The following is an 18,863-nucleotide window of genomic DNA, read 5'->3' on the forward strand; positions in this document are numbered from 1 at the left end:
ATGAGCAAGACCTCGCGCATCGCGGGCGCGGTACTCGGTGTGGTGGCCCTCGCGGGTTCTCTCGCCGCGTGCGGCGGCGACAGCCTGGAGCAGCAGGAGGGCGGCGGTTCCGGCTCGGGCGATTCGGGCGGTGGCAAGGGCACCCTGGTGGTCGGCGCCGCGGCCTTCACGGAGTCCAAGGTGCTCGCCGAGCTGTACGCCCAGCTCCTGGACGACGCCGGCTGGAAGACCTCGGTCACCACGGTGAAGAACCGCGAACTGTACGAACCGGCCCTGGAGAAGGGTGAGATAGACATCGTCCCGGAATACGCGGCGACACTCGCCGAATTCCTCAACGCGAAGGTGAACGGCCCGAAGGCCCCCGAGGAGAAGCCCGTCGCCTCCAGTGATGTGGACGCCACGGTCGAGGGTCTGACCGCGCTCGCCGAGCCGCTCGGTCTGAAGGTGCTGGACGCGGGCCGCGCCGTCGACCAGAACGCCTTCGCCACCTCCCGGGAGTTCGCCGAGAAGAACAAGCTCAAGACCCTTTCCGATCTCGGGAAGTCGAAGATCTCGGTGAAGATCGCGGCGGGCGACGAGTGCGAGGTGCGGCCGTTCTGCGCGCCCGGCCTGAAGAAGACGTACGGAATCGACGTCGCGGGCATCGACCCCAAGGGCGTGGGCACCCCGCAGGCCAAGCAGGCAGTGCAGGACGGGGAGGACCAGCTCGTCCTGACCACCACGACCGACGCCACCCTGGAGAGCTTCGACCTCGTTCTGCTGGAGGACGACAAGAAGCTCCAGAACGCGGACAACATCCTGCCCGTCGTCAATGCGAAGGACGCCGGGGACAAGGAGATAGCCGAGGTCCTCGGGGGCCTCACCGAGGTCCTGACCACCGAGGACCTGGCAGGTCTGAACCGCAAGGTCGACGCCGAGCGCGCCAAGCCGCAGGACGCGGCGCGGGAGTATCTCGTCGCCAAGGGGCTGATCAAGAAGTAAAGGGGCCGTTCGACAAGGAAGGGGACAGGCGGCCCGGCGGACCCGGAGACGGTGTCCCGTTCGCGTCCAATGATTTGCCGGGCCGACACCCCATTCCGCGCCTACGCACGGTAAATTTCGGGCCATGCCACGAGGACGCCACCGCCATTCCCCGCCCTTGCACAAGCTGCTGCCGCCCTCGGCGGTCGCCGGAGCCTCGGTGCTGTGCGCTGCCGGCGCGTGGCTGGCCGGGGACGCGGTGGTGCTGCGCCTCCTGGTCGCGGCCGCCGCCGGGGCCGCCGTCACCGGCGCGGTCCTGATGCGCAGCTGGGACCGGAGCGCGGGCCGCCGCGTCGCCGAACTCACCCGCGCCCGGGCCAGCGACCAGTGGAAGACCGAGGAGCGCATAGCCGAACTCGAGGCGGACATCGACGAGTCGCGCGAGCTGCGCATGAAGCTGGACGCCAAGCTGCGGGCCAAGCGCGTCGAACTCGCCGGGCTGCGGGGGGAGCACGCCGCCCTGCTCCGCCGGTACGCGACCGCCGAGACCGAGCGGGCCAGCGCGCTGGAGGGCCGCCGGCAGCTCGCGATCGAGGCCGCCGCGCCCGCCCGGGAGCTGACCGCCGGCTCCGCGCCGACGGCGTCCCTGTTCGCCCGTGCGGCCGAGGCCCTGCGGGACCTCCCGCGCAACGCCGCGGCCCAGGAGGCCCGGCGCACCGTCGACGAGGCGCGCGCCCGCGACCTCGCCGAGCGGTCCCGGGAGGCGGAGGAGCCCCAGGGGAAGCACGCGGCGGGCACCGGGGCCGAGGAGCGCGTCCGCCCGGCGTCCGCCCTCCCCGCCCGCCGGACCGTCCCGGCGGCCTCGGCCATCGTCCCCTACGGCGCGCAGCGTTCCCGGGTGAAGCGCCCCGAGGGCGGCTTCGACTTCTTCGGCACGGGCGGCGCGGACGGCGCGGCGGCCGGTACGGCCGGTGCCGCGTCCGGCACCCCGGCGGAGGCCGCGGACGCGGCGCCCGCGGAGCAGGCCACCCGGGCCCGCCGTGCCCCGGAGGCCCTGCCCGCCGCGCGCCCCGGGCCGAAGGCCATCGAGGCGGTGCAGGACGAGGACCTGGCCGACGTGGTGGGCGAGGAGACCCTCGCCGCGGTGCGCGCCAAGGACTCCCGCGCGGTCGGCAAGGTCATCGACCTGACCGCGCACGACGAGACGGAGCAGCTGGACGTGGCCCGGCTGCGCAACGCGGTCTCGTAGCGGCAGCTGCGGTCCGGGCGGGCAGCAGCCGGCCTCGTGCCACCGCCCGGCCCGCGGCACCGGCCCGCGGCAGACGTGGACGGATCACCGGACGGGCGCCCCGCGGGGCGCCCGCCTCACTTGTCGATGTCGCCGACGACGAAGAAGAGCGACCCCAGGATGGCCACCATGTCGGCGACCAGGGTCCCCGGCAGCAGCACCGTCAGCGCCTGGATGTTGTTGTACGAGGCCGAGCGCAGCTTCAGCCGGTACGGGGTCTTCTCGCCCTTGGAGACCAGGTAGTAGCCGTTGATCCCCAGCGGGTTCTCGGTCCACGCGTAGGTGTGCCCCTCGGGCGCCTTCAGCACCTTGGGCAGCCGCTGGTTGACCGGGCCGGGCGGCAGCGAGGCGATCCGGTCCAGGCAGGCGTCCGCCAGGTCCAGGGCGTTGTGCGTCTGCTCCAGCAGCACCTCGAACCGGGCCAGGCAGTCCCCTTCGGCCCGGGTGACGACCTTCAGGGTGTTGCGCAGCTCCCCGTACGCGAGGTACGGCTCGTCCCGCCGCAGATCGAAGTCGACGCCCGAGGCGCGTGCCACCGGCCCGCTCACTCCGTACGCGTGCACCGCCTCCGGCGACAGCACGCCGACCCCCCGGGTGCGGCCCCGGAAGATCTCGTTCCCGAGGACCAGCCGGTCGTAGACGTCCATCCGCGAGCGGACGTCGGCGACGGCGGCGCGGGTGCGGCCGAGCCAGCCGGCCGGCAGGTCCTCCTTGAGGCCCCCGACCCGGTTGAACATGTAGTGCATCCGCCCGCCGGAGATCTCCTCCATGACGTGCTGGAGCTCCTCCCTTTCCCGGAAGGCGTGGAACACCGGGGTGATACCGCCGAGTTCGAGGGGGTAGGACCCCAGGAACATCAGGTGGTTGAGCACGCGGTTCAGCTCGGCGAGGAGGGTGCGCGTCCACACCGCCCGCTCCGGGACCTCCATGCCGAGCATCCGCTCGACGGCCATGACCACGCCCAGCTCGTTGGAGAACGCGGACAGCCAGTCGTGGCGGTTGGCCAGCATCACGATCTGGCGGTAGTCGCGCGCCTCGAAGAGCTTCTCGGCGCCGCGGTGCATGTAGCCGACGACCGGTTCGGCGTGCCGGATCCGCTCGCCGTCCAGGACGAGCCGCAGGCGCAGCACCCCGTGCGTGGAGGGGTGCTGGGGGCCGATGTTGAGCACCATGTCCGTGCTCTCCGCCGCACCGCCGATGCCGACCGTGGTCTCCGTCATGCGGCCCAGTCTGTCAGAGCGCCGCCCCCGCCCGTCTTCCGGCCGGAGGCCGCCGCCGGGTGCCACGGGAGCGTCAGCCACCGTCAACCGCCGCCACCGGGACCGGGGCCGGGGCCGCCACCGGAGCCGGAGCCGCAGCCGGGGCCGAGACCGGACCGGACCGGGGGCCCATCGGCCGGGTCAGCCGACCGGACCGGAACCGGGGCCCACCGGCTGCATCAGCCACAGGAAGTCGCCGAGACCGCCCCGGGCCGTCAGCTCCGCGGCCTCGCCCGCGCGGGCCAGCGCCCGGACGTATCCCGCCGGGTCGGCCGAGGCGAGGGAGAGCGGCGGCCGCTCGCCCGTCACCCCCAGTTCCCGCAGCGCCTCCCGCTGGGTGATCAGCCGCGACCCCGGGCCCGCGCAGGAGTCCAGGGCGACATGCGCCGTGAGGTCGCACGTCCCGTCCGGGACCGGGCGCACCTCGCGGCCGTCCCGGAACCCGGTCAGCGTGCCGAACGGGGGCCGCGCGGCGGCGGTGTGGGCGTAGTCCACGGCCACCGCCAGCCCGGCCGCAAGGGACCCGGCCGCCCGGGCCCACGCCTCGTCGCGCGGCCGGCCGATCTCCGCCCGCGACCCCGGACCGGCCGACGGCCACCAGCGGTCCAGCCAGACCGCGTCCGCGCCGTCGACCTCCCCGCCCAGGCGCTCCCCGCCGGACCGGTCCACCAGCACGCGCCGGCGCCGGCCGTCCTCGTCCGTCTCGGCGACGTCCACGGGCACGTTGTCCAGCCACTCGTTCGCGAAGAGCAGCCCGCTCTCGCCCCGGGGGATCTCGGTGTGCCACGCGATCCTGCCGTCCAGCCCGTCGGGGCGGGCGGCCCGTTCCACCGCGTGGGCGCGCACCCGGAAACCGGGCGGCAGCGCGGCGAGGACGCCGGTGAGCAGTTCACCCCGCCCGGCGCCGACGTCGATCAGGGCGGGCTCGTCGAGGCCGTGCTCCCCTGCGGTCGCGACCAGCAGCCGGGCGACGGCGGAGGCGAAGAGTCCGGAACCCTGCCGCGAGACATGGACGGAGGTCCGGAAGTGTCCGGCGGGCCCTTCGGGCCGGTGGTAGAAGCCTCCCGGCCCGTACAGCGCGGCCTCCGCCGCGTCCCGCCAGCCAACCGTCCCGTCCGTCGCATGCATCACGCACACAGTCTCCACCTTGGGGAGTACGCGTCCGGGAGACGGATCGCCCCTCCGGTTGACTCCGGCACCTATCCGCTGTCCCTACGCTTGGTTGCGTGCAGCGCCTCTACGACTTCATCCGCAGACACCCGACGGGCACCGACACCTTCTGGGCCGTCGCGCTCTTCGGGTTCACCCTGCTGTCGGTGGTCGGGGGGCCGGACGCGACCGCCGGCGAGCGGTGGGCCGCGGCCGCAATCGCCGCGCTGCTGTGCACCGTGGTGGCCCTGCGCCGCCGGATGCCGGAGCGGATGCTGGTGCTCACCGCCGTGCTGGGCGTGGCCCAACTGGTGCTGGACATCGAGGTGATGCCCGCCGACTTCGCGATGCTGGTGATCATCTACACCGTGGCGGCGCACGGCGGGCCCCGCTGGGCCTCCCGGCTGGCCCTGGTCGGCGGCATCTGCGCGGCGCCGCTGGCGCAGATCCGCTGGCCGCTGGAGGAGACCGGCCGCGGGGGCCAGGTGTTCTTCACCATCGTGATGAGCGTGCCGTTCGTGCTCGCCTGGGTCCTCGGCGACTCGATACGCACCCGGCGGGCCTACTTCGCGCAGCTGGAGGAGCGCGCCACCCGGCTGGAGAAGGAGCGCGAGGCGCAGGCGAAGGTCGCGGTGGCGGCCGAGCGCGCCCGGATCGCCCGGGAGCTGCACGACGTCGTCGCGCACAACGTGTCGGTCATGGTCGTCCAGGCCGACGGCGCCGCCTACGTCCTCGACGCCGCGCCCGACCAGGCCAAGCAGGCCCTGGAGACCATCTCCGGCACCGGCCGCCAGGCCCTCGCCGAGATGCGCCGCCTGCTGGGCGTGCTGCGCACCGGCGACGGGCCGGAGAGCGGGGAGTACGTCCCGCAGCCCGACGTACGGCAGATCGAGGACCTGGTCGAGAAGGTACGCGAGGCCGGTCTCGCGGTCGACTTCCGGGTCGAGGGGACGCCGCGCCCGCTGCCGAGCGGGGTGGAGCTCACCGCGTACCGCATCGTGCAGGAGGCGCTGACGAACACCCGCAAGCACGGCGGCCCGGAGGCGGGCGCCAGCGTCCGGCTCGTCTACTTCGACGACGGGCTGGGGCTGCTGGTCGAGGACGACGGGCGGGGCTCCTCGCACGAGCTGTACGAGGACGGCGGCGCGGACGGCCGCGGGCACGGTCTCATCGGCATGCGGGAGCGGGTGGGTATGGTCGGCGGCACCCTGGACGCGGGGCCGCGGCCGGGCGGAGGCTTCCGTATCAGCGCCCTGCTGCCCCTGAAACCGGCGAACTGACCCCGCCCGGCCGCGCGGGCACCCCTCGCCCGAACCGACCGAACCGGGCACCGCTCGCTCCGAACCGAGAGAACGAGGACCGACCGTGATGTCCATCCGTGTGATGCTCGTCGACGACCAGGTGCTGCTGCGCACCGGCTTCCGCATGGTGCTCGCCGCCCAGCCGGACATGGAGGTCGTCGCCGAGGCCGGTGACGGCGCCGAGGCCATCGAGATCCTGCGCTCCACCGCGGTGGACGTGGTGCTGATGGACGTCCGCATGCCCCGGCTCGACGGGGTGGAGGCCACCCGCCGGATCTGTGCCGCGTCCAATCCGCCGAAGGTCCTCATCCTCACCACCTTCGACCTCGACGAGTACGCGTTCTCCGGGCTCAAGGCGGGCGCCAGCGGGTTCATGCTCAAGGACGTGCCGCCGGGCGAGCTGCTCGGCGCGATCCGGTCCGTGCACAGCGGGGACGCGGTCGTCGCGCCGTCCACGACTCGCCGGCTGCTGGACCGCTTCTCGCCGATGCTGCCCAGCTCGGGCCAGGAGCCGCAGCACAAGGAACTGAGCCGGCTGACCGAGCGGGAGCGCGAGGTGATGCTGCTCGTCGCCCAGGGCCTGTCGAACGGCGAGATCGCGGCCCGGCTGGTGCTCTCCGAGGCCACGGTCAAGACGCATGTGGGGCGCATCCTCACCAAGCTCTCCCTGCGCGACCGCGTCCAGGTGGTCGTCCTCGCCTACGAGACCGGGCTGGTCCGGGCGGGCGGCGGCGGGGCGCGCTGAGGCCCCGCCGGGGGCGCGCTGAGACCCCGACGGGGGTGTCTCAGCGCAGGACGGTCTCCAGGAAGTCGCTGCCGATCCGCGCGACCGCGGTCACGTCCAGCTGGTGGAGCACGTAGCGGCCCCGGCGGCGGGTGGTCACCAGGCAGGCCCTCTTCAGCACGGACAGATGCCGGGACACCTCGGGCGCGGTGATGCCGCAGGTCTCCGCCAGCTCGCTGGTGGTGTACGCGGCGCGGGCGAGGTGGCGGCAGAGCCGCATCCGCATCGGGTGCGCCAGCGCCTCCATCCGCAGCTGGAGCAGTTCCACCCGGCCGGGCTCCGGCACCCCCGGCGAGGCGACCGGGTAGTGGATCACCGGCCGCCACCCCGGGGCGTGCAGCACCATCAGATGCGGCCAGCCGAACGCGGACGGGACGAGGGTGAGACCGGGCCCGGCGGCGGGGTCCACGGCCGTGGCCCGGGCCTGGGACAGCTTGTCCACGCTGACCACGGTGCGAGCCTCGTCCACGGTGAGCGCGGGGGAGACGGCGTGCAGGGTCTCGGTGAGGCCCTTGCGGCGCAGCAGCTCGGTCTTGTGGCGGGCGTCGGCGGTGAGCTGGGGCGAGACGCGCCGCCAGGTGTCGGCGAAGAACGCCTCGTCGCAGTCCTCGCACAGACGGCGGACCCAGGCGCGGACGGCCGTCGGGTCGTCCAGGAGCCGCCGGGTGAAGTCCACCTGGCGCGGCCCCCGGGTCGCGGCCAGGTCCAGCGCCCGGTCCCTGCGCACCGGGTCGCTGAGCGGCGACGGTCCCCCGTTCGCGTACGCGGCGGCGCAGGTGAACTCCAGCGCGGCGGAGACGAAGCGCTCGTCGTCGAGCCGGTCCAGCAGGTCCAGGTCCTCGGCGAGGGTGGCCCCGGGGCGGTCGGCGCCCGCGAGCCCCGCGAAGGGCAGGAACACGTCCGAGAACGTGGTCCGCCACAGGAAGTCCGCCTCGCGCATCCGGTCGGCGAGGTCCGGCTTGAGCGCGGCGGCGGTGGCCGTGGCCCAGCCGTGCAGCCCGGGGTGGTGCCCTGCCTCGTCCAGCGCGTGCAGCGCGACGCCCAGTTCGGCCAGGGGGGACACGTCGAAGACGATCCGCTCGGGAGGCAGCCCCGCGATCTCGATGTTCACACTCACGCCGTCCATGGTGCGGGTCGCGGCGAGGCGGCCGGGCGTCGTTTGACGATGCCCGTCAATCGGGACGACGGGCGGGGCGGGCGGGCGCAGCGTGAGGGTCATGAGCGCGACGCAGCAGCACCTCCTCGACACCTACCGCGCGACCCGCACGGGCGCCCCGCCGCCCCCGCCCCCGGGCCGCCACGACGCGCGGACCCTGCGGGACCTGCGGTCCGCGGCGCGCGGGGCGCGTCCGCGCGCTGCCCGGGAGCACGGCTCGCGCCCGCGGTGGCGGCGTCCGCGCCCCGCCGGGCCGCGCAGCCGCTCCACGACGCCCGCGGGCAGGGCGCGGGCGGGGGTCAGGGGAGGCGGCGGACGAAGTCCGCGACGGCCTCGTGGACGTCCCGGGACGTCCACTCCAGGCCCTCCGCCGCCACCGTCACCTCGGTCGCGGAGACCCCCGGCGGCCTGCCGTCCGAGAGCCAGCGGCGGAAGAGGGTGATACCCGTCTCCTCCGACTGCGCCAGGGCCGCCGCGTCCAGCACCTCGCTGTCGTACGGGAGCCACACCTGGAACTGGTGGGTCGCCGGAACCCGCGGATGGACGCGGGACCACGGCACGCCCGCCTCCCGCAGACCCTCCTCCATCGCGGACGCGACCATGCGCGCGTGCGCCACGTACGACGGCAGCCGGGGCAGTTCGCGCTCCAGCCCGACCAGTGCCGACAGCACTGCCGGGTACTGCTGGAAGAGCTGGCCGCCGTACCGGTGCCGCCAGGCCCGTGCCTCATCCACCAGGGACGGCGGACCGGCCAGGGCCGCGCCGGAGAGGCCGCCGAGGGACTTGTAGAAGGAGACGTACACGCTGTCCGCGAGGCCCGCGATCTCGGCGAGGGGGCGGCCGAAGTGCGCGGTGCACTCCCACAGCCGCGCGCCGTCGAAGTGCACCACCGCGTCCCGCTCCCGGGCCGCCGCCACGACGTCGACCAGCTCGTCCCACTCCGGCAGGACGAACCCGGCGTCGCGCAGGGGGAGTTCCAGCATCAGCGTGCCGAACGGCTCCTCGCAGTCGCGTACTTCCCCGGCGGTCGGGAGGCGGGGCGCGTCGGTGGGGTGGACGGTACGCAGGCCGCTCAGCGCGGACAGGGCGGAGCGCTCATGCACCTCCGGGTGGGCCAGCGGGTGCAGGGCCACCGCCGGATCGCCGGTCCGGCCGGCCCAGCAGCGGAGCGCGACCTGCTGCGCCATGGTCCCGGTGGGGAACCAGACCGCGGCGGGGAAGCCGAGCAGCTCGGCGGTACGCCGTTCCAGCTCGGCCACCAGGCCGTCGCCGTAGAGGTCCACCGGCTCGTCCGGGGCGCAGACGGCGTCGGCGGCCTCGGTGAGGACGGCCAGGCCCTGGCGGACGGTGCGTTCGGCGGAGGTGCGGCACAGGACGCGGTGGGAGCCCCGCCAGGCGGCGGTCCGGCGCCGCCGGTCGGCGTCGGGGTCGGTGTCCGGGCGGGTGCCGAGGCCGGAGTCGGTGCCCGGGTCCGGGTCGGTGCGGGAGCCGGGGCCGGTGTCCGGGTCCGGGCCGGTGCTGGAGCCGGGGGCCGCGTCGGGGTCGGTGTCAGTGGCGGTACCCGGGCCGGGGCCGGGGCCCGCGTCGGGATCGGGGGCGGTGTCCCGGCCGGGGGTCGATCGGGACACCGCCCCCGCCGCCGGTTCGTCCGGTTCCGCGGCGGGAGGTTCTTCCGGGTGGCCCTCCGGCGCGGTCCCGTCCTCGTCGTCCGACGTGGCGCCGCCGCCCCCGTCACGCGGCCCCGCCCCGACTCCGCCCCCGGCCCCGGCCCCGGAACCGCCGCCCCTGACTCCGGAACCGCCGCCCCCGGCGCGGCCGCCCGGCCCCTCGCCGTGCGCGTCCGGCCGGTGGTCCGGCCCGTGGGCTGTCTGCTGCTGCTTCGTATCCGTCACGGTCCGATCATCGCCCACAGCCTGTGGACAACTTTCCGGGGCGCGGCGGCCGCTGGCGTAGCATCGTGCACGAGAAATCGTCCGGTACCCGTCGCGGACTGGAACGGAAGGCACCCGCGCGTGAACGCCACACCACCACAGGAACCGCTCGACCCACGGGACCGCCCCGCCCGGCTCGCCGTGGGCGTGGTCGGCGCCGGGCGCGTCGGGCCCGCCCTGGCCGCCTCCCTCGCGCTGGCCGGGCACCGCCCGGTCGCCGTCTCCGGGGTGTCGGACGCCTCCCGCCGGCGGGCCGCCGCCCTGCTGCCCGACGTTCCGCTGCTGCCGCCGGCCGAGGTCCTCGACCGGGCGGAGCTGGTGCTGCTGACCGTGCCCGACGACGCCCTCCCGGCTCTCGTCGAGGGGCTGGTCAAGGCCGGGTCCGTGCGGCCCGGACATCTGCTGGCGCACACCTCCGGCCGTTTCGGCGCGCGGGTGCTCGACCCGGCGACGCGGGCCGGCGCGCTGCCGCTCGCGCTGCACCCGGCGATGACCTTCACCGGTACGGCCGTGGACGTGCAGCGGCTCGCGGGCTGCTCCTTCGGCGTGACCGCGCCCGAGGAACTGCGTCTCGCCGCCGAGGCGCTGGTCATCGAGATGGGCGGCGAGCCCGAGTGGATCGAGGAGGAGGCCCGCCCGCTGTACCACGCGGCGCTGGCCCTCGGCGCGAACCACCTGGTCACGCTGGTCGCGCAGTCGATGGAGCTGCTGCGTACGGCAGGGGTGTCCGCCCCCGACCGGATGCTCGGCCCCCTGCTCGGCGCGGCCCTGGACAACGCCCTGCGTTCGGGCGACGCGGCCCTCACCGGCCCGGTGGCCCGGGGCGACGCGGGCACGGTCGCCGCGCACGTCGCCGAGTTGCGCACCCACGCGCCCGGCGCCGTCGCCGGATACCTGGCCATGGCGCGGACCACCGCGGACCGGGCGCTGGCCCACGGCCTGCTCAAGCCGGAGCTCGCCGAAGACCTGCTGGGCGTCCTCGCGGAGGGGGACCAGAGATGAGCCGCACCACCGAGCCCGACCTCACCCCGGACCCCGCCTCCGGCCCCACCCCGGACCCCGCCTCCGGCCCCACCCCGGACCCCGCCTCCGGCCCCACCCCGGACCCCGCCTCCGGCCGCGCCCATGAGGCCGCGCCGGCCCCGGACGGCGGCGCCCCCGGCCCCACCGGCGCGCCCGCCCCCGAGGCCGCCCCCGGCCGGTCCGCGTCCGACGCCCACGGCATCCTGCTCCTCCCCACCCGCGAGGACCTGCGCCGCGCCCTCGCCGAGCGCACCACACGCACCACCCGCACCGACCGGGCACCCGGGGCCCCGGCCCCCGGCCGGACCGCCGTCGTGATGACCATGGGCGCCCTGCACGACGGCCACGCCGGCCTGGTCCGCGCCGCCCGCGCCCGCGTCGGCGCGGACGGCTTCGTCGTCGTCACCATCTTCGTCAATCCGCTCCAGTTCGGCGCCGGCGAGGACCTGGACCGCTACCCCCGCACCCTCGACGCCGATCTGCGCACCGCCGCCGCGGCCGGCGCCGACGCCGTCTTCGCCCCGTCCGCCGACGAGGTCTACCCGGGCGGGGACCCGCAGGTGCGCATCACCGCGGGCCCAATGGGCACCCTGCTGGAGGGCCGGACCCGGCCCGGCCACTTCGACGGGATGCTCACCGTGGTCGCCAAGCTGCTCCATCTCACCGCGCCCGACGTGGCCCTCTTCGGCCAGAAGGACGCCCAGCAGCTCGCCCTGATCCGCCGTATGGTCCGCGACCTGAACTTCCCCGTGGAGATCGTCGGCGTCCCCACCGTGCGCGAGGAGAGCGGCCTCGCCCTCTCCAGCCGCAACCAGTACCTCTCCCCGGCCGAGCGCACCACCGCCCTCGCGCTCTCCCGGGCCCTGTTCGCCGCCCGCGACCGCCTCGCGGCCCAGCACGCGCTGCACGCCCGCGCCGAGGCCGTCCCGGCCGCCCCCTCCCGGGCCGCCGCCCTGTCCGCCATGGGCGAGGCCCGTGCCGCGGCCGACGCCCACGCTCTGGCCCGCTCCGTCCCGCGCGGCGGCGCCCACGCGGTGCGCGACGCCGCTCGCGCCGTCCTCGCCGAGGCCGCCGCCGCGGCCCCGCCCCTGGAGCTGGACTACCTCGCCCTCGTCGACCCCGCCACCTTCACCGAGGTGGCCGACGACCACGCCGGTGAGGCGGTCCTCGCCGTCGCCGCCCGGGTCGGCACCACCCGCCTGATCGACAACGTCCCCCTGACCTTCGGAGGCCGGCAGTGACCGGTATACGGCCCACCGCGCCCGCCGGCGGCCCGCCCGCGTCCGCCGCCCGTGCTGCCGACGGGCCCGCCCCGGGCTCCACCGGGCCCGCCGCCCGCCTCACCGCGCCCGCCCCCGGCTGGGCGATCGAGGCCGACGTCGTGGTGGTCGGCTCCGGCGTCGCCGGTCTGACCGCCGCGCTGCGCTGCGCCGCCCGCGGCCTGAGCACCGTGGTGGTGACCAAGGCCCGTCTCGACGACGGCTCCACCCGCTGGGCGCAGGGCGGTATCGCCGCCGCCCTCGGTGAGGGCGACACCCCCGCCCAGCACCTGGACGACACCCTCGTCGCCGGCGCCGGCCTCTGCGACGAGGAGGCGGTGGACGCCCTGGTCACCGAGGGCCCCGGAGCGGTCCACCGGCTGATCGGGACGGGCGCCCGCTTCGACACCGACCCCGCCTCCGGCGAGATAGAACTGACCCGGGAGGGCGGCCACCACCGCCGTCGCATCGCCCACGCGGGCGGCGACGCGACGGGTGCCGAGATCTCCCGGGCCCTGGTCGACGCGGTCCGCTCCCAGGGCCTGCGCACCGTCGAGAACGCCCTGGTGCTGGATCTGCTGACCGACGCCGAGGGCCGCACCGCGGGCCTGACCCTGCACGTGATGGGCGAGGGCCAGCACGACGGCGTCGGCGCCGTCCACGCCCCCGTGGTGGTCCTCGCCACCGGCGGCATGGGCCAGGTCTTCTCCGCCACCACCAACCCCCCGGTCTCCACCGGCGACGGCGTGGCCCTCGCCCTGCGCGCCGGGGCCGAGGTCTCCGACCTGGAGTTCGTCCAGTTCCACCCCACCGTGCTGTTCCTCGGCGCGGGCAGCGAGGGCCAGCAGCCCCTGGTCTCCGAGGCGGTCCGCGGCGAGGGCGCCCATCTGGTCGACGCCGACGGCGTCCGCTTCATGCTCGGGCAGCACGAGCTCGCCGAACTCGCCCCGCGCGACATCGTCGCCAAGGCGATCACGCGCCGGATGCGGGAGCAGGGCACCGAGCACATGTACCTGGACGCGCGGCACTTCGGCGCGGCGATGTGGGAGCAGCGTTTCCCGACGATCCTCGCCGCCTGCCGGGCGCACGGCATCGACCCGGTAACCGAGCCGATCCCGGTCGCCCCGGCCGCCCACTACGCCTCCGGCGGCGTCCGCACCGACCTGCACGGCCGTACCACCGTCCCCGGCCTCTACGCCTGCGGCGAAGTCGCCTGCACCGGCGTGCACGGCGCCAACCGGCTCGCCTCCAACTCCCTGCTGGAGGGCCTGGTCTTCGCCGAGCGGATCGCGGCCGACGTGGCCGAGCGCCCGGCGAGCGGCCCGCCCGTGGAGGGCGGCGAGCGCGTCCCCCTGCTCGCCCCCGAGGCCCGCCGCGAGATCCAGCGGATCATGACGCACGGCGCCGGGGTGATCCGCACGGCCACCAGCCTGGACGACGCGGCAGACGCCCTCGAAGCCCTCTCGCTCGACGCGGCGCACGACGCCGGCGAGGCCAAGCCCGCCGAGCCCGGCGTCCACTCCTGGGAGGCCACCAACCTCCTCCTCGTGTCCCGGGTCCTGGTCGACGCGGCCCGGGAGCGGACCGAGACCCGCGGCTGCCACTGGCGCGAGGACCACCCCGACCGCGACGACGCCGCCTGGCGCCGTCATCTGGTCGCCCGGCTCACCCCTGACCGCAGGCTCGTCGTCCGCCGCACCGCCTCCGCCGCGTTCCCGCCCGTGACGCCCACCACCCGCACACCGACCGACGCCCCCAGGGAGCCGCAACCGTGACCACGCCAGAAGAACGTCCGGAGCCCGTGGACGTCCCGCTCATCCAGATCGGCGCCCCCGCCGCCGGGACGGGCTGCGGCGACGGCTGCGGCTGCGGCGGCGACGAGACCTACGAGAGCGGCCTCGACCCGGCCCTCGCCGAGCTGCTGGCCGCCGCCGGTCTCGACCCCGTCCAGGTCGAGGACATCGCCCACCTCGCCATCGAGGAGGACCTCGACGGCGGTGTGGACGTGACCAGCGTGGCGACCGTCCCCCAGGACGCCGTCGCCACCGGCGACTTCACCGCCCGCGAGGCGGGTACGGTCGCGGGCCTGCGGGTCGCCGAGGCGATCCTGTCGATCGTGTGCACGTCCGCGTTCGAGGTGGAGCGGCACGTCGAGGACGGCGACCGGGTGGCGGCGGGCCAGAAGCTGCTCTCCGTCACCGCCGGCACCCGGGAGCTGCTTACCGGCGAGCGCAGCGCCCTGAACCTGCTCTGCCGCCTCTCGGGCATCGCGACCGCCACCCGGGCCTGGGCGGACGCCCTGGAGGGCACCGGCGCCCGGGTCCGCGACACCCGCAAGACGACCGTCGGCCTGCGGGCCCTGGAGAAGTACGCGGTCCGCTGCGGCGGTGGCGTCAACCACCGGATGTCCCTCTCCGACGCGGCCCTGGTGAAGGACAACCACGTGGTGGCGGCGGGCGGTGTGGCCGAGGCGTTCAAGGCCGTGCGCGACCGCTTCCCGGACCTGCCGGTCGAGGTCGAGGTGGACACCCTGCACCAGGTCCGCGAGGTCCTGGACGCGGGCGCCGACCTGATCCTGCTGGACAACTTCACCCCGGCCGAGACGGCGGAGGCGGTCACCCTCACCGCCGGCCGCGCGATCCTGGAGTCCTCCGGCCGCCTCACCCTGGAGAACGCGCGGGCGTACGCGCAGACGGGCGTGGACTACCTCGCGGTCGGCGGGCTGACCCACTCCTCGCCGATCCTGGACATCGGTCTCGACCTGCGGGAGGTCGGGTCCTGATGCTGCTCACCATCGACGTCGGCAACACGCACACCGTCCTGGGACTCTTCGACGGCGAGGAGATCGTCGAGCACTGGCGCATCTCCACGGACGCCCGCCGCACGGCCGACGAGCTGGCGGTCCTCCTCCAGGGGCTGATGGGCATGCACCCGCTCCTCGGGGTCGAGCTGGGCGACGGCATCGAGGGCATCGCCATCTGCTCGACCGTCCCCTCGGTCCTGCACGAGCTGCGCGAGGTGACCCGCCGCTACTACGGCGACGTCCCGGCCGTCCTGGTGGAGCCCGGCATCAAGACCGGCGTCCCGGTCCTCACCGACCACCCCAAGGAGGTCGGCGCCGACCGGATCATCAACGCGGCGGCCGCCGTCGAGCTGTACGGAGGCCCGGCCGTGGTCGTCGACTTCGGCACCGCGACCACCTTCGACGCGGTCAGCGCGCGCGGGGAGTACGTGGGCGGGGTGATCGCCCCCGGTATCGAGATCTCGGTGGAGGCGCTGGGCGTCAAGGGCGCCCAGCTCCGCAAGATCGAGGTGGTCCGCCCGCGCAGCGTGATCGGCAAGAACACCGTGGAGGCGATGCAGGCCGGCATCGTCTACGGCTTCGCCGGCCAGGTCGACGGCGTGGTCCAGCGGATGAAGCGCGAACTCGCGGACGACCCGGACGACGTGACGGTGATCGCGACCGGCGGGCTGGCGCCCATGGTGCTGGGCGAGTCCTCCGCGATCGACGAGCACGAGCCGTGGCTCACCCTGATCGGCCTGCGCCTGGTCTACGAGCGCAACATCGCGCGCATGTGACCCGGCGCGCCGGTCGCCGCCCGTCGGGCGTGCCCGCCGCCCCACGGCCCCGGTCCCGGCCGGGGCCGTTCCCGTACGGCGGTCTCCGGGGTGCGCGCGGGTCCGGCCCGTGCACGCAACGCCCCCTTTCGTACCATTAAGCGACATTTGGTCGGTCGGCTCGTATGGTCGGCCCATGCCCACGCCATACGGACCCCACGGCGGCATGACCTTCGGCGCGGACGAGCTGCGTGTGCTCCGACGCGCCCTGGCCGCCGCCCTCCATCCCGTCCCGCTCGCCGACGAGGACGTCCGGGAGTGCCTGCGACTGGCCGACTCCGTGGACGAGGCGGTGCACGAGGCCGGCCGGCTGCGTGCCTTCCTCGTCAGCGATCTCGGTCGCTACCGACGCGCTCTGCCCGGCTCGGCCGCCGGCTATCTGGAACTCCTCCAGGAGGCCCTGGGGGCCGGTTACGAACCGCGTGCCGACGACCTCGCCGCCCTGCGGGCGCTGAGCGGCAACCCGGTCGCCGCCGCCGTGCTGCGGCGCTGCCTGGACGTCACCGGGCAGTCCGTCCGGGCCCGTCTGGGACAGCAGGTGCCCGCCACCGCGCGCGTCCCCGCCCCGGCGGCGGAACCGGCCCCCACGGCGGACATGGCCGCCGCCTCGCCGGCCGTGCGCCGCGTCCGGCTCCACGCCCTGCCCGGCGGCCGCGCGGACGACGAGCCGAAGCCCGCCCCGCAGCAGCCCCGGCCCCGGCCGCCGGCCCCCGAGGAGAAGCCGGTGCCGAAGCCCTCGGAGGTCTTCCCGCCGCGCCGGAAACCGGCGCCCCCGCCGGAGCGCCGCGCCGCCGGATAGCTACCCTGGTCGGCATGGACTACGTTTCCGCGCTTCTGCCCCCCGTGGTGATGGCCGCCTTCTTCATCACCCTCGTGGTGACGATCGTCAAGAGCCAGGGCGGTCCGAACAAGGCCAAGGAGGACGCGGCCGTCGACGCCGCGCTGAGCCGGGCCGAAGCGACGCGGCAGGCCACCGACGCCTGAGCGCACGACCACCGAGGACGTACGGCACGCTTCGTGCCGTACGTCCTTCGTGTTACGTCAATGGGCTTCCTGGGCGCTTTCTCCCACTATGGTGGCCGTGTGCCCCGTCAATTGGGAGAGCTCGAAGACGCCGTCATGACCCGGGTCTGGCAATGGAACCGGCCGGTCACGGTGCGGGAAGTCCTGGAAGACCTCCAGCAGGAACGCTCCATCGCCTACACGACCGTCATGACGGTAATGGACAATCTCCATCAGAAGGGCTGGGTGCGCCGGGAAGTCGACGGGCGCGCCTATCGGTATACCGCGGTGTCCACCCGCGCCGCCTACGCCGCCGCACTGATGAACGACGCCTGGTCCAAGAGTGACAACCCCGCGGCGGCACTCGTCGCCTTCTTCGGCATGATGTCGCCGGAACAGCGGGACTCCCTGCAAGCCGCGGTGCGCATCGTCCAGGGCGCCGAGGGCGGGGACCGGGCGGACGGCCCGGGGCGATAGCGTCACCCCATGCCTTATCCCGCAGCAAATGCCGTCACCGTGCGGCGGGCCCGGACCAGCGATGTTCCCGATGTCCGCCGCCTCGTCGATCCGTACGTGAGTGAAGGCATCCTGCTCGACAAAGCCACCGTCACCCTTTACGAGGCCATCCAGGAGTTCTGGGTCGCGGAACACGACGCGGACGGCCGGGTTGTCGGATGCGGCGCTCTCCATGTCATGTGGGAAGACCTCGCGGAAGTCCGCACACTCGCGGTGGATCCCGAGTTCCGCGGCCACGGGGTGGGACACCTCGTGCTCGGCGAGCTGCTGCGGACCGCGCGCTGGCTCGGGGTGCGCCGGGTTTTCTGCCTCACCTTCGAGGTGGACTTCTTCGAGAAGCACGGCTTCACCGAGATCGGGGAGTCCCATACTCCCGTGGACACCGATGTCTACGCGGAGCTGCTGCGTTCCTATGACGAGGGAGTCGCGGAGTTCCTGGGTCTCGAACGAGTGAAGCCGAACACCTTGGGCAACAGCCGGATGCTTCTGCACCTGTGAGGCCGGCAGTACGGGGAGCCCCGGGTCCTGTGCGGGGATCGCGTGAAGCCGGGATCCCTATGTCCGAATCGCGCACGTTTCCCGTGTTCTCGGGGTTCTGAACCTCTGCCAGGGGTTTGTGTTTTCCGGGGAAAAGCGGTTTCCTTTCCGCGTACCGCATTTTTCGATGAAAGGAAATCCGGTGGCACAGAAGGTTCAGGTCCTTCTTGTCGACGACCTCGACGGCGGCGAGGCGGACGAGACGGTGACGTTCGCGCTGGACGGCAAGACCTATGAGATCGACCTCACCACCGCCAATGCCGACAAGCTCCGGAGTCTGCTCGAGCCTTACGCCAAGAACGGACGCCGCACCGGCGGCCGCGCCTCGGCCGGCCGCGGCAAGGGCCGTGCGGCGGCGGGCGGGAACAAGGACACCGCCGAGATCCGCAAGTGGGCCAAGGAGAACGGCTACAACGTGAACGACCGCGGCCGTGTCCCGGCGGACATCCGTGAGGCGTACGAGAAGGCCAACGGCTGATTCCGCGGCTTTCCGGCGGGTGCGCGCCGAGCGCGCAGCAGCCGGAAGCGGTGGCACTCGCCGGCCGCGGTGGCCACCAGACGCACCAGATCGGGGGCCGTCTCGCCGCCGCCCCCGGGGCCGGCGAGAGCTGGCAGCCGCGCATCCCGCCGGGGCGGGCGCAGCCAGCGGGCGGCGGCGGGGCGGACGCTCCCGGGCGGCGGCGGGGCGGTGATCCGCCCGCCCGCGCCGATCGCGGCGAGGTCCAGGGCCACACCGTCCCAGTCGAGCCACTGGAGCAGCCCCGGCAGCTCCTCGGCGCCCCCCGCGGCCACCAGCAGGCGCATCACGGCCCCCTCCAGCGCCACCGGCCCGGTCGCCGGTACGCGCGCCAGGACGGCCGCTCCCGCGTCCGCGGGCAGTTCCAGCACGTCGAAGGCCTCCCCGGTCGGCAGCTGAAGGGGAGGCCCCTCGGCCGTTTCCCAGCCGAGCGCCGTGCGGTACCAGTGCGCGGCGTCCCCCTCGGGGGACGACCGGGGGTGCGGGACGGTGAGGGCCATGCCCCGGGAACTCTCCCGGGCGCCCGATGGTTACGCAGGGTGTGGGAGGCGTCGCCCGTTGTG

General features: G+C 74.7%; 19 protein-coding genes. 14 read left to right on the forward strand and 5 right to left on the reverse strand.

Annotated elements, in window-relative coordinates; genetic code table 11:
* Together C593_RS0127125 and C593_RS0127130 are read left to right on the forward strand one after the other, a co-directional pair.
* A complete protein-coding gene (locus C593_RS0127125) occupies window positions 1-981 on the forward strand; it encodes an ABC transporter substrate-binding protein (RefSeq protein ID WP_018850471.1) in 981 nt (326 codons plus the stop codon).
* 124 nt (window positions 982-1,105) lie between these two features.
* Entirely contained in the window at window positions 1,106-2,209 is a 1,104-nt protein-coding gene (locus C593_RS0127130) for a hypothetical protein (protein WP_026278118.1), read from the forward strand.
* 116 nt (window positions 2,210-2,325) lie between these two features.
* On the opposite strand, the gene C593_RS0127135 is transcribed toward C593_RS0127130, so the two are convergent.
* Together C593_RS0127135 and C593_RS0127140 are read right to left on the reverse strand one after the other, a co-directional pair.
* Complete coding sequence (locus C593_RS0127135) at window positions 2,326-3,468, reverse strand: NADH-quinone oxidoreductase subunit D-related protein (protein WP_018850473.1); 1,143 nt, start codon at window positions 3,466-3,468, stop codon at window positions 2,326-2,328.
* 180 nt (window positions 3,469-3,648) lie between these two features.
* Complete coding sequence (locus C593_RS0127140; protein ID WP_037747336.1) at window positions 3,649-4,635, reverse strand: SAM-dependent methyltransferase; 987 nt, start codon at window positions 4,633-4,635, stop codon at window positions 3,649-3,651.
* Between the two features lie 98 nt (window positions 4,636-4,733).
* Here C593_RS0127140 and C593_RS0127145 point away from each other — a divergent pair, with 98 nt between their 5' ends.
* Both C593_RS0127145 and C593_RS0127150 read left to right on the forward strand, forming a co-directional pair.
* A complete protein-coding gene (locus C593_RS0127145; protein WP_018850475.1) occupies window positions 4,734-5,936 on the forward strand; it encodes a sensor histidine kinase in 1,203 nt (400 codons plus the stop codon).
* Between the two features lie 88 nt (window positions 5,937-6,024).
* Entirely contained in the window at window positions 6,025-6,702 is a 678-nt protein-coding gene (locus C593_RS0127150) for a response regulator transcription factor (protein ID WP_018850476.1), read from the forward strand.
* A gap of 40 nt (window positions 6,703-6,742) precedes the next feature.
* On the opposite strand, the gene C593_RS0127155 is transcribed toward C593_RS0127150, so the two are convergent.
* On the reverse strand, window positions 6,743-7,852 hold the full coding sequence (locus C593_RS0127155) for a DUF5937 family protein (protein WP_026278120.1): 1,110 nt from the start codon (window positions 7,850-7,852) through the stop codon (window positions 6,743-6,745).
* Between the two features lie 344 nt (window positions 7,853-8,196).
* Complete coding sequence (locus tag C593_RS30645; RefSeq protein ID WP_078521943.1) at window positions 8,197-9,525, reverse strand: beta-eliminating lyase-related protein; 1,329 nt, start codon at window positions 9,523-9,525, stop codon at window positions 8,197-8,199.
* A gap of 384 nt (window positions 9,526-9,909) precedes the next feature.
* Here C593_RS30645 and C593_RS0127165 point away from each other — a divergent pair, with 384 nt between their 5' ends.
* The 10 genes from C593_RS0127165 to C593_RS0127210 all read left to right on the forward strand — a co-directional run bounded on the left by C593_RS0127165 (window position 9,910) and on the right by C593_RS0127210 (window position 18,261).
* Window positions 9,910-10,830, forward strand: a complete 921-nt coding sequence (locus C593_RS0127165) for a DUF2520 domain-containing protein (protein ID WP_018850479.1) — start codon at window positions 9,910-9,912, stop codon at window positions 10,828-10,830.
* 224 nt (window positions 10,831-11,054) lie between these two features.
* The gene (gene panC, locus C593_RS30650) at window positions 11,055-12,092 is read left to right on the forward strand and encodes a pantoate--beta-alanine ligase (RefSeq protein WP_486591196.1); all 1,038 of its coding nucleotides are present in this window, start codon (window positions 11,055-11,057) and stop codon (window positions 12,090-12,092) included.
* A gap of 125 nt (window positions 12,093-12,217) precedes the next feature.
* Window positions 12,218-13,885, forward strand: a complete 1,668-nt coding sequence (locus tag C593_RS0127175) for an L-aspartate oxidase (RefSeq protein ID WP_051093820.1) — start codon at window positions 12,218-12,220, stop codon at window positions 13,883-13,885.
* A complete protein-coding gene (gene nadC, locus C593_RS0127180; protein ID WP_037747305.1) occupies window positions 13,882-14,892 on the forward strand; it encodes a carboxylating nicotinate-nucleotide diphosphorylase in 1,011 nt (336 codons plus the stop codon). Before C593_RS0127175 ends, nadC begins: the two co-directional genes overlap by 4 nt.
* Window positions 14,892-15,689 (forward strand): type III pantothenate kinase, encoded by a 798-nt coding sequence (locus tag C593_RS0127185; protein WP_018850483.1) that lies wholly within the window; start codon window positions 14,892-14,894, stop codon window positions 15,687-15,689. Before nadC ends, C593_RS0127185 begins: the two co-directional genes overlap by 1 nt.
* A 175-nt stretch (window positions 15,690-15,864) precedes the next feature.
* A complete protein-coding gene (locus C593_RS0127190) occupies window positions 15,865-16,527 on the forward strand; it encodes a hypothetical protein (RefSeq protein ID WP_037747308.1) in 663 nt (220 codons plus the stop codon).
* Between the two features lie 14 nt (window positions 16,528-16,541).
* Window positions 16,542-16,712, forward strand: a complete 171-nt coding sequence (locus tag C593_RS33475; protein ID WP_018850485.1) for a hypothetical protein — start codon at window positions 16,542-16,544, stop codon at window positions 16,710-16,712.
* 99 nt (window positions 16,713-16,811) lie between these two features.
* On the forward strand, window positions 16,812-17,207 hold the full coding sequence (locus tag C593_RS0127200; protein ID WP_026278121.1) for a BlaI/MecI/CopY family transcriptional regulator: 396 nt from the start codon (window positions 16,812-16,814) through the stop codon (window positions 17,205-17,207).
* Window positions 17,208-17,216: 9 nt separating this feature from the next.
* Window positions 17,217-17,744: an amino-acid N-acetyltransferase gene (locus tag C593_RS0127205; RefSeq protein WP_051093813.1), complete on the forward strand. Its 528-nt coding sequence runs from the start codon at window positions 17,217-17,219 to the stop codon at window positions 17,742-17,744.
* Between the two features lie 181 nt (window positions 17,745-17,925).
* Window positions 17,926-18,261 (forward strand): histone-like nucleoid-structuring protein Lsr2, encoded by a 336-nt coding sequence (locus C593_RS0127210; protein ID WP_018850488.1) that lies wholly within the window; start codon window positions 17,926-17,928, stop codon window positions 18,259-18,261.
* Here the strand turns inward: C593_RS0127210 and C593_RS0127215 are convergent.
* Window positions 18,192-18,800, reverse strand: a complete 609-nt coding sequence (locus C593_RS0127215) for an SCO3374 family protein (protein WP_018850489.1) — start codon at window positions 18,798-18,800, stop codon at window positions 18,192-18,194. The genes C593_RS0127210 and C593_RS0127215 overlap by 70 nt on opposite strands.
* Window positions 18,801-18,863: the final 63 nt, after the last annotated feature.

Source organism: Streptomyces sp. CNT372 (assembly GCF_000377145.1).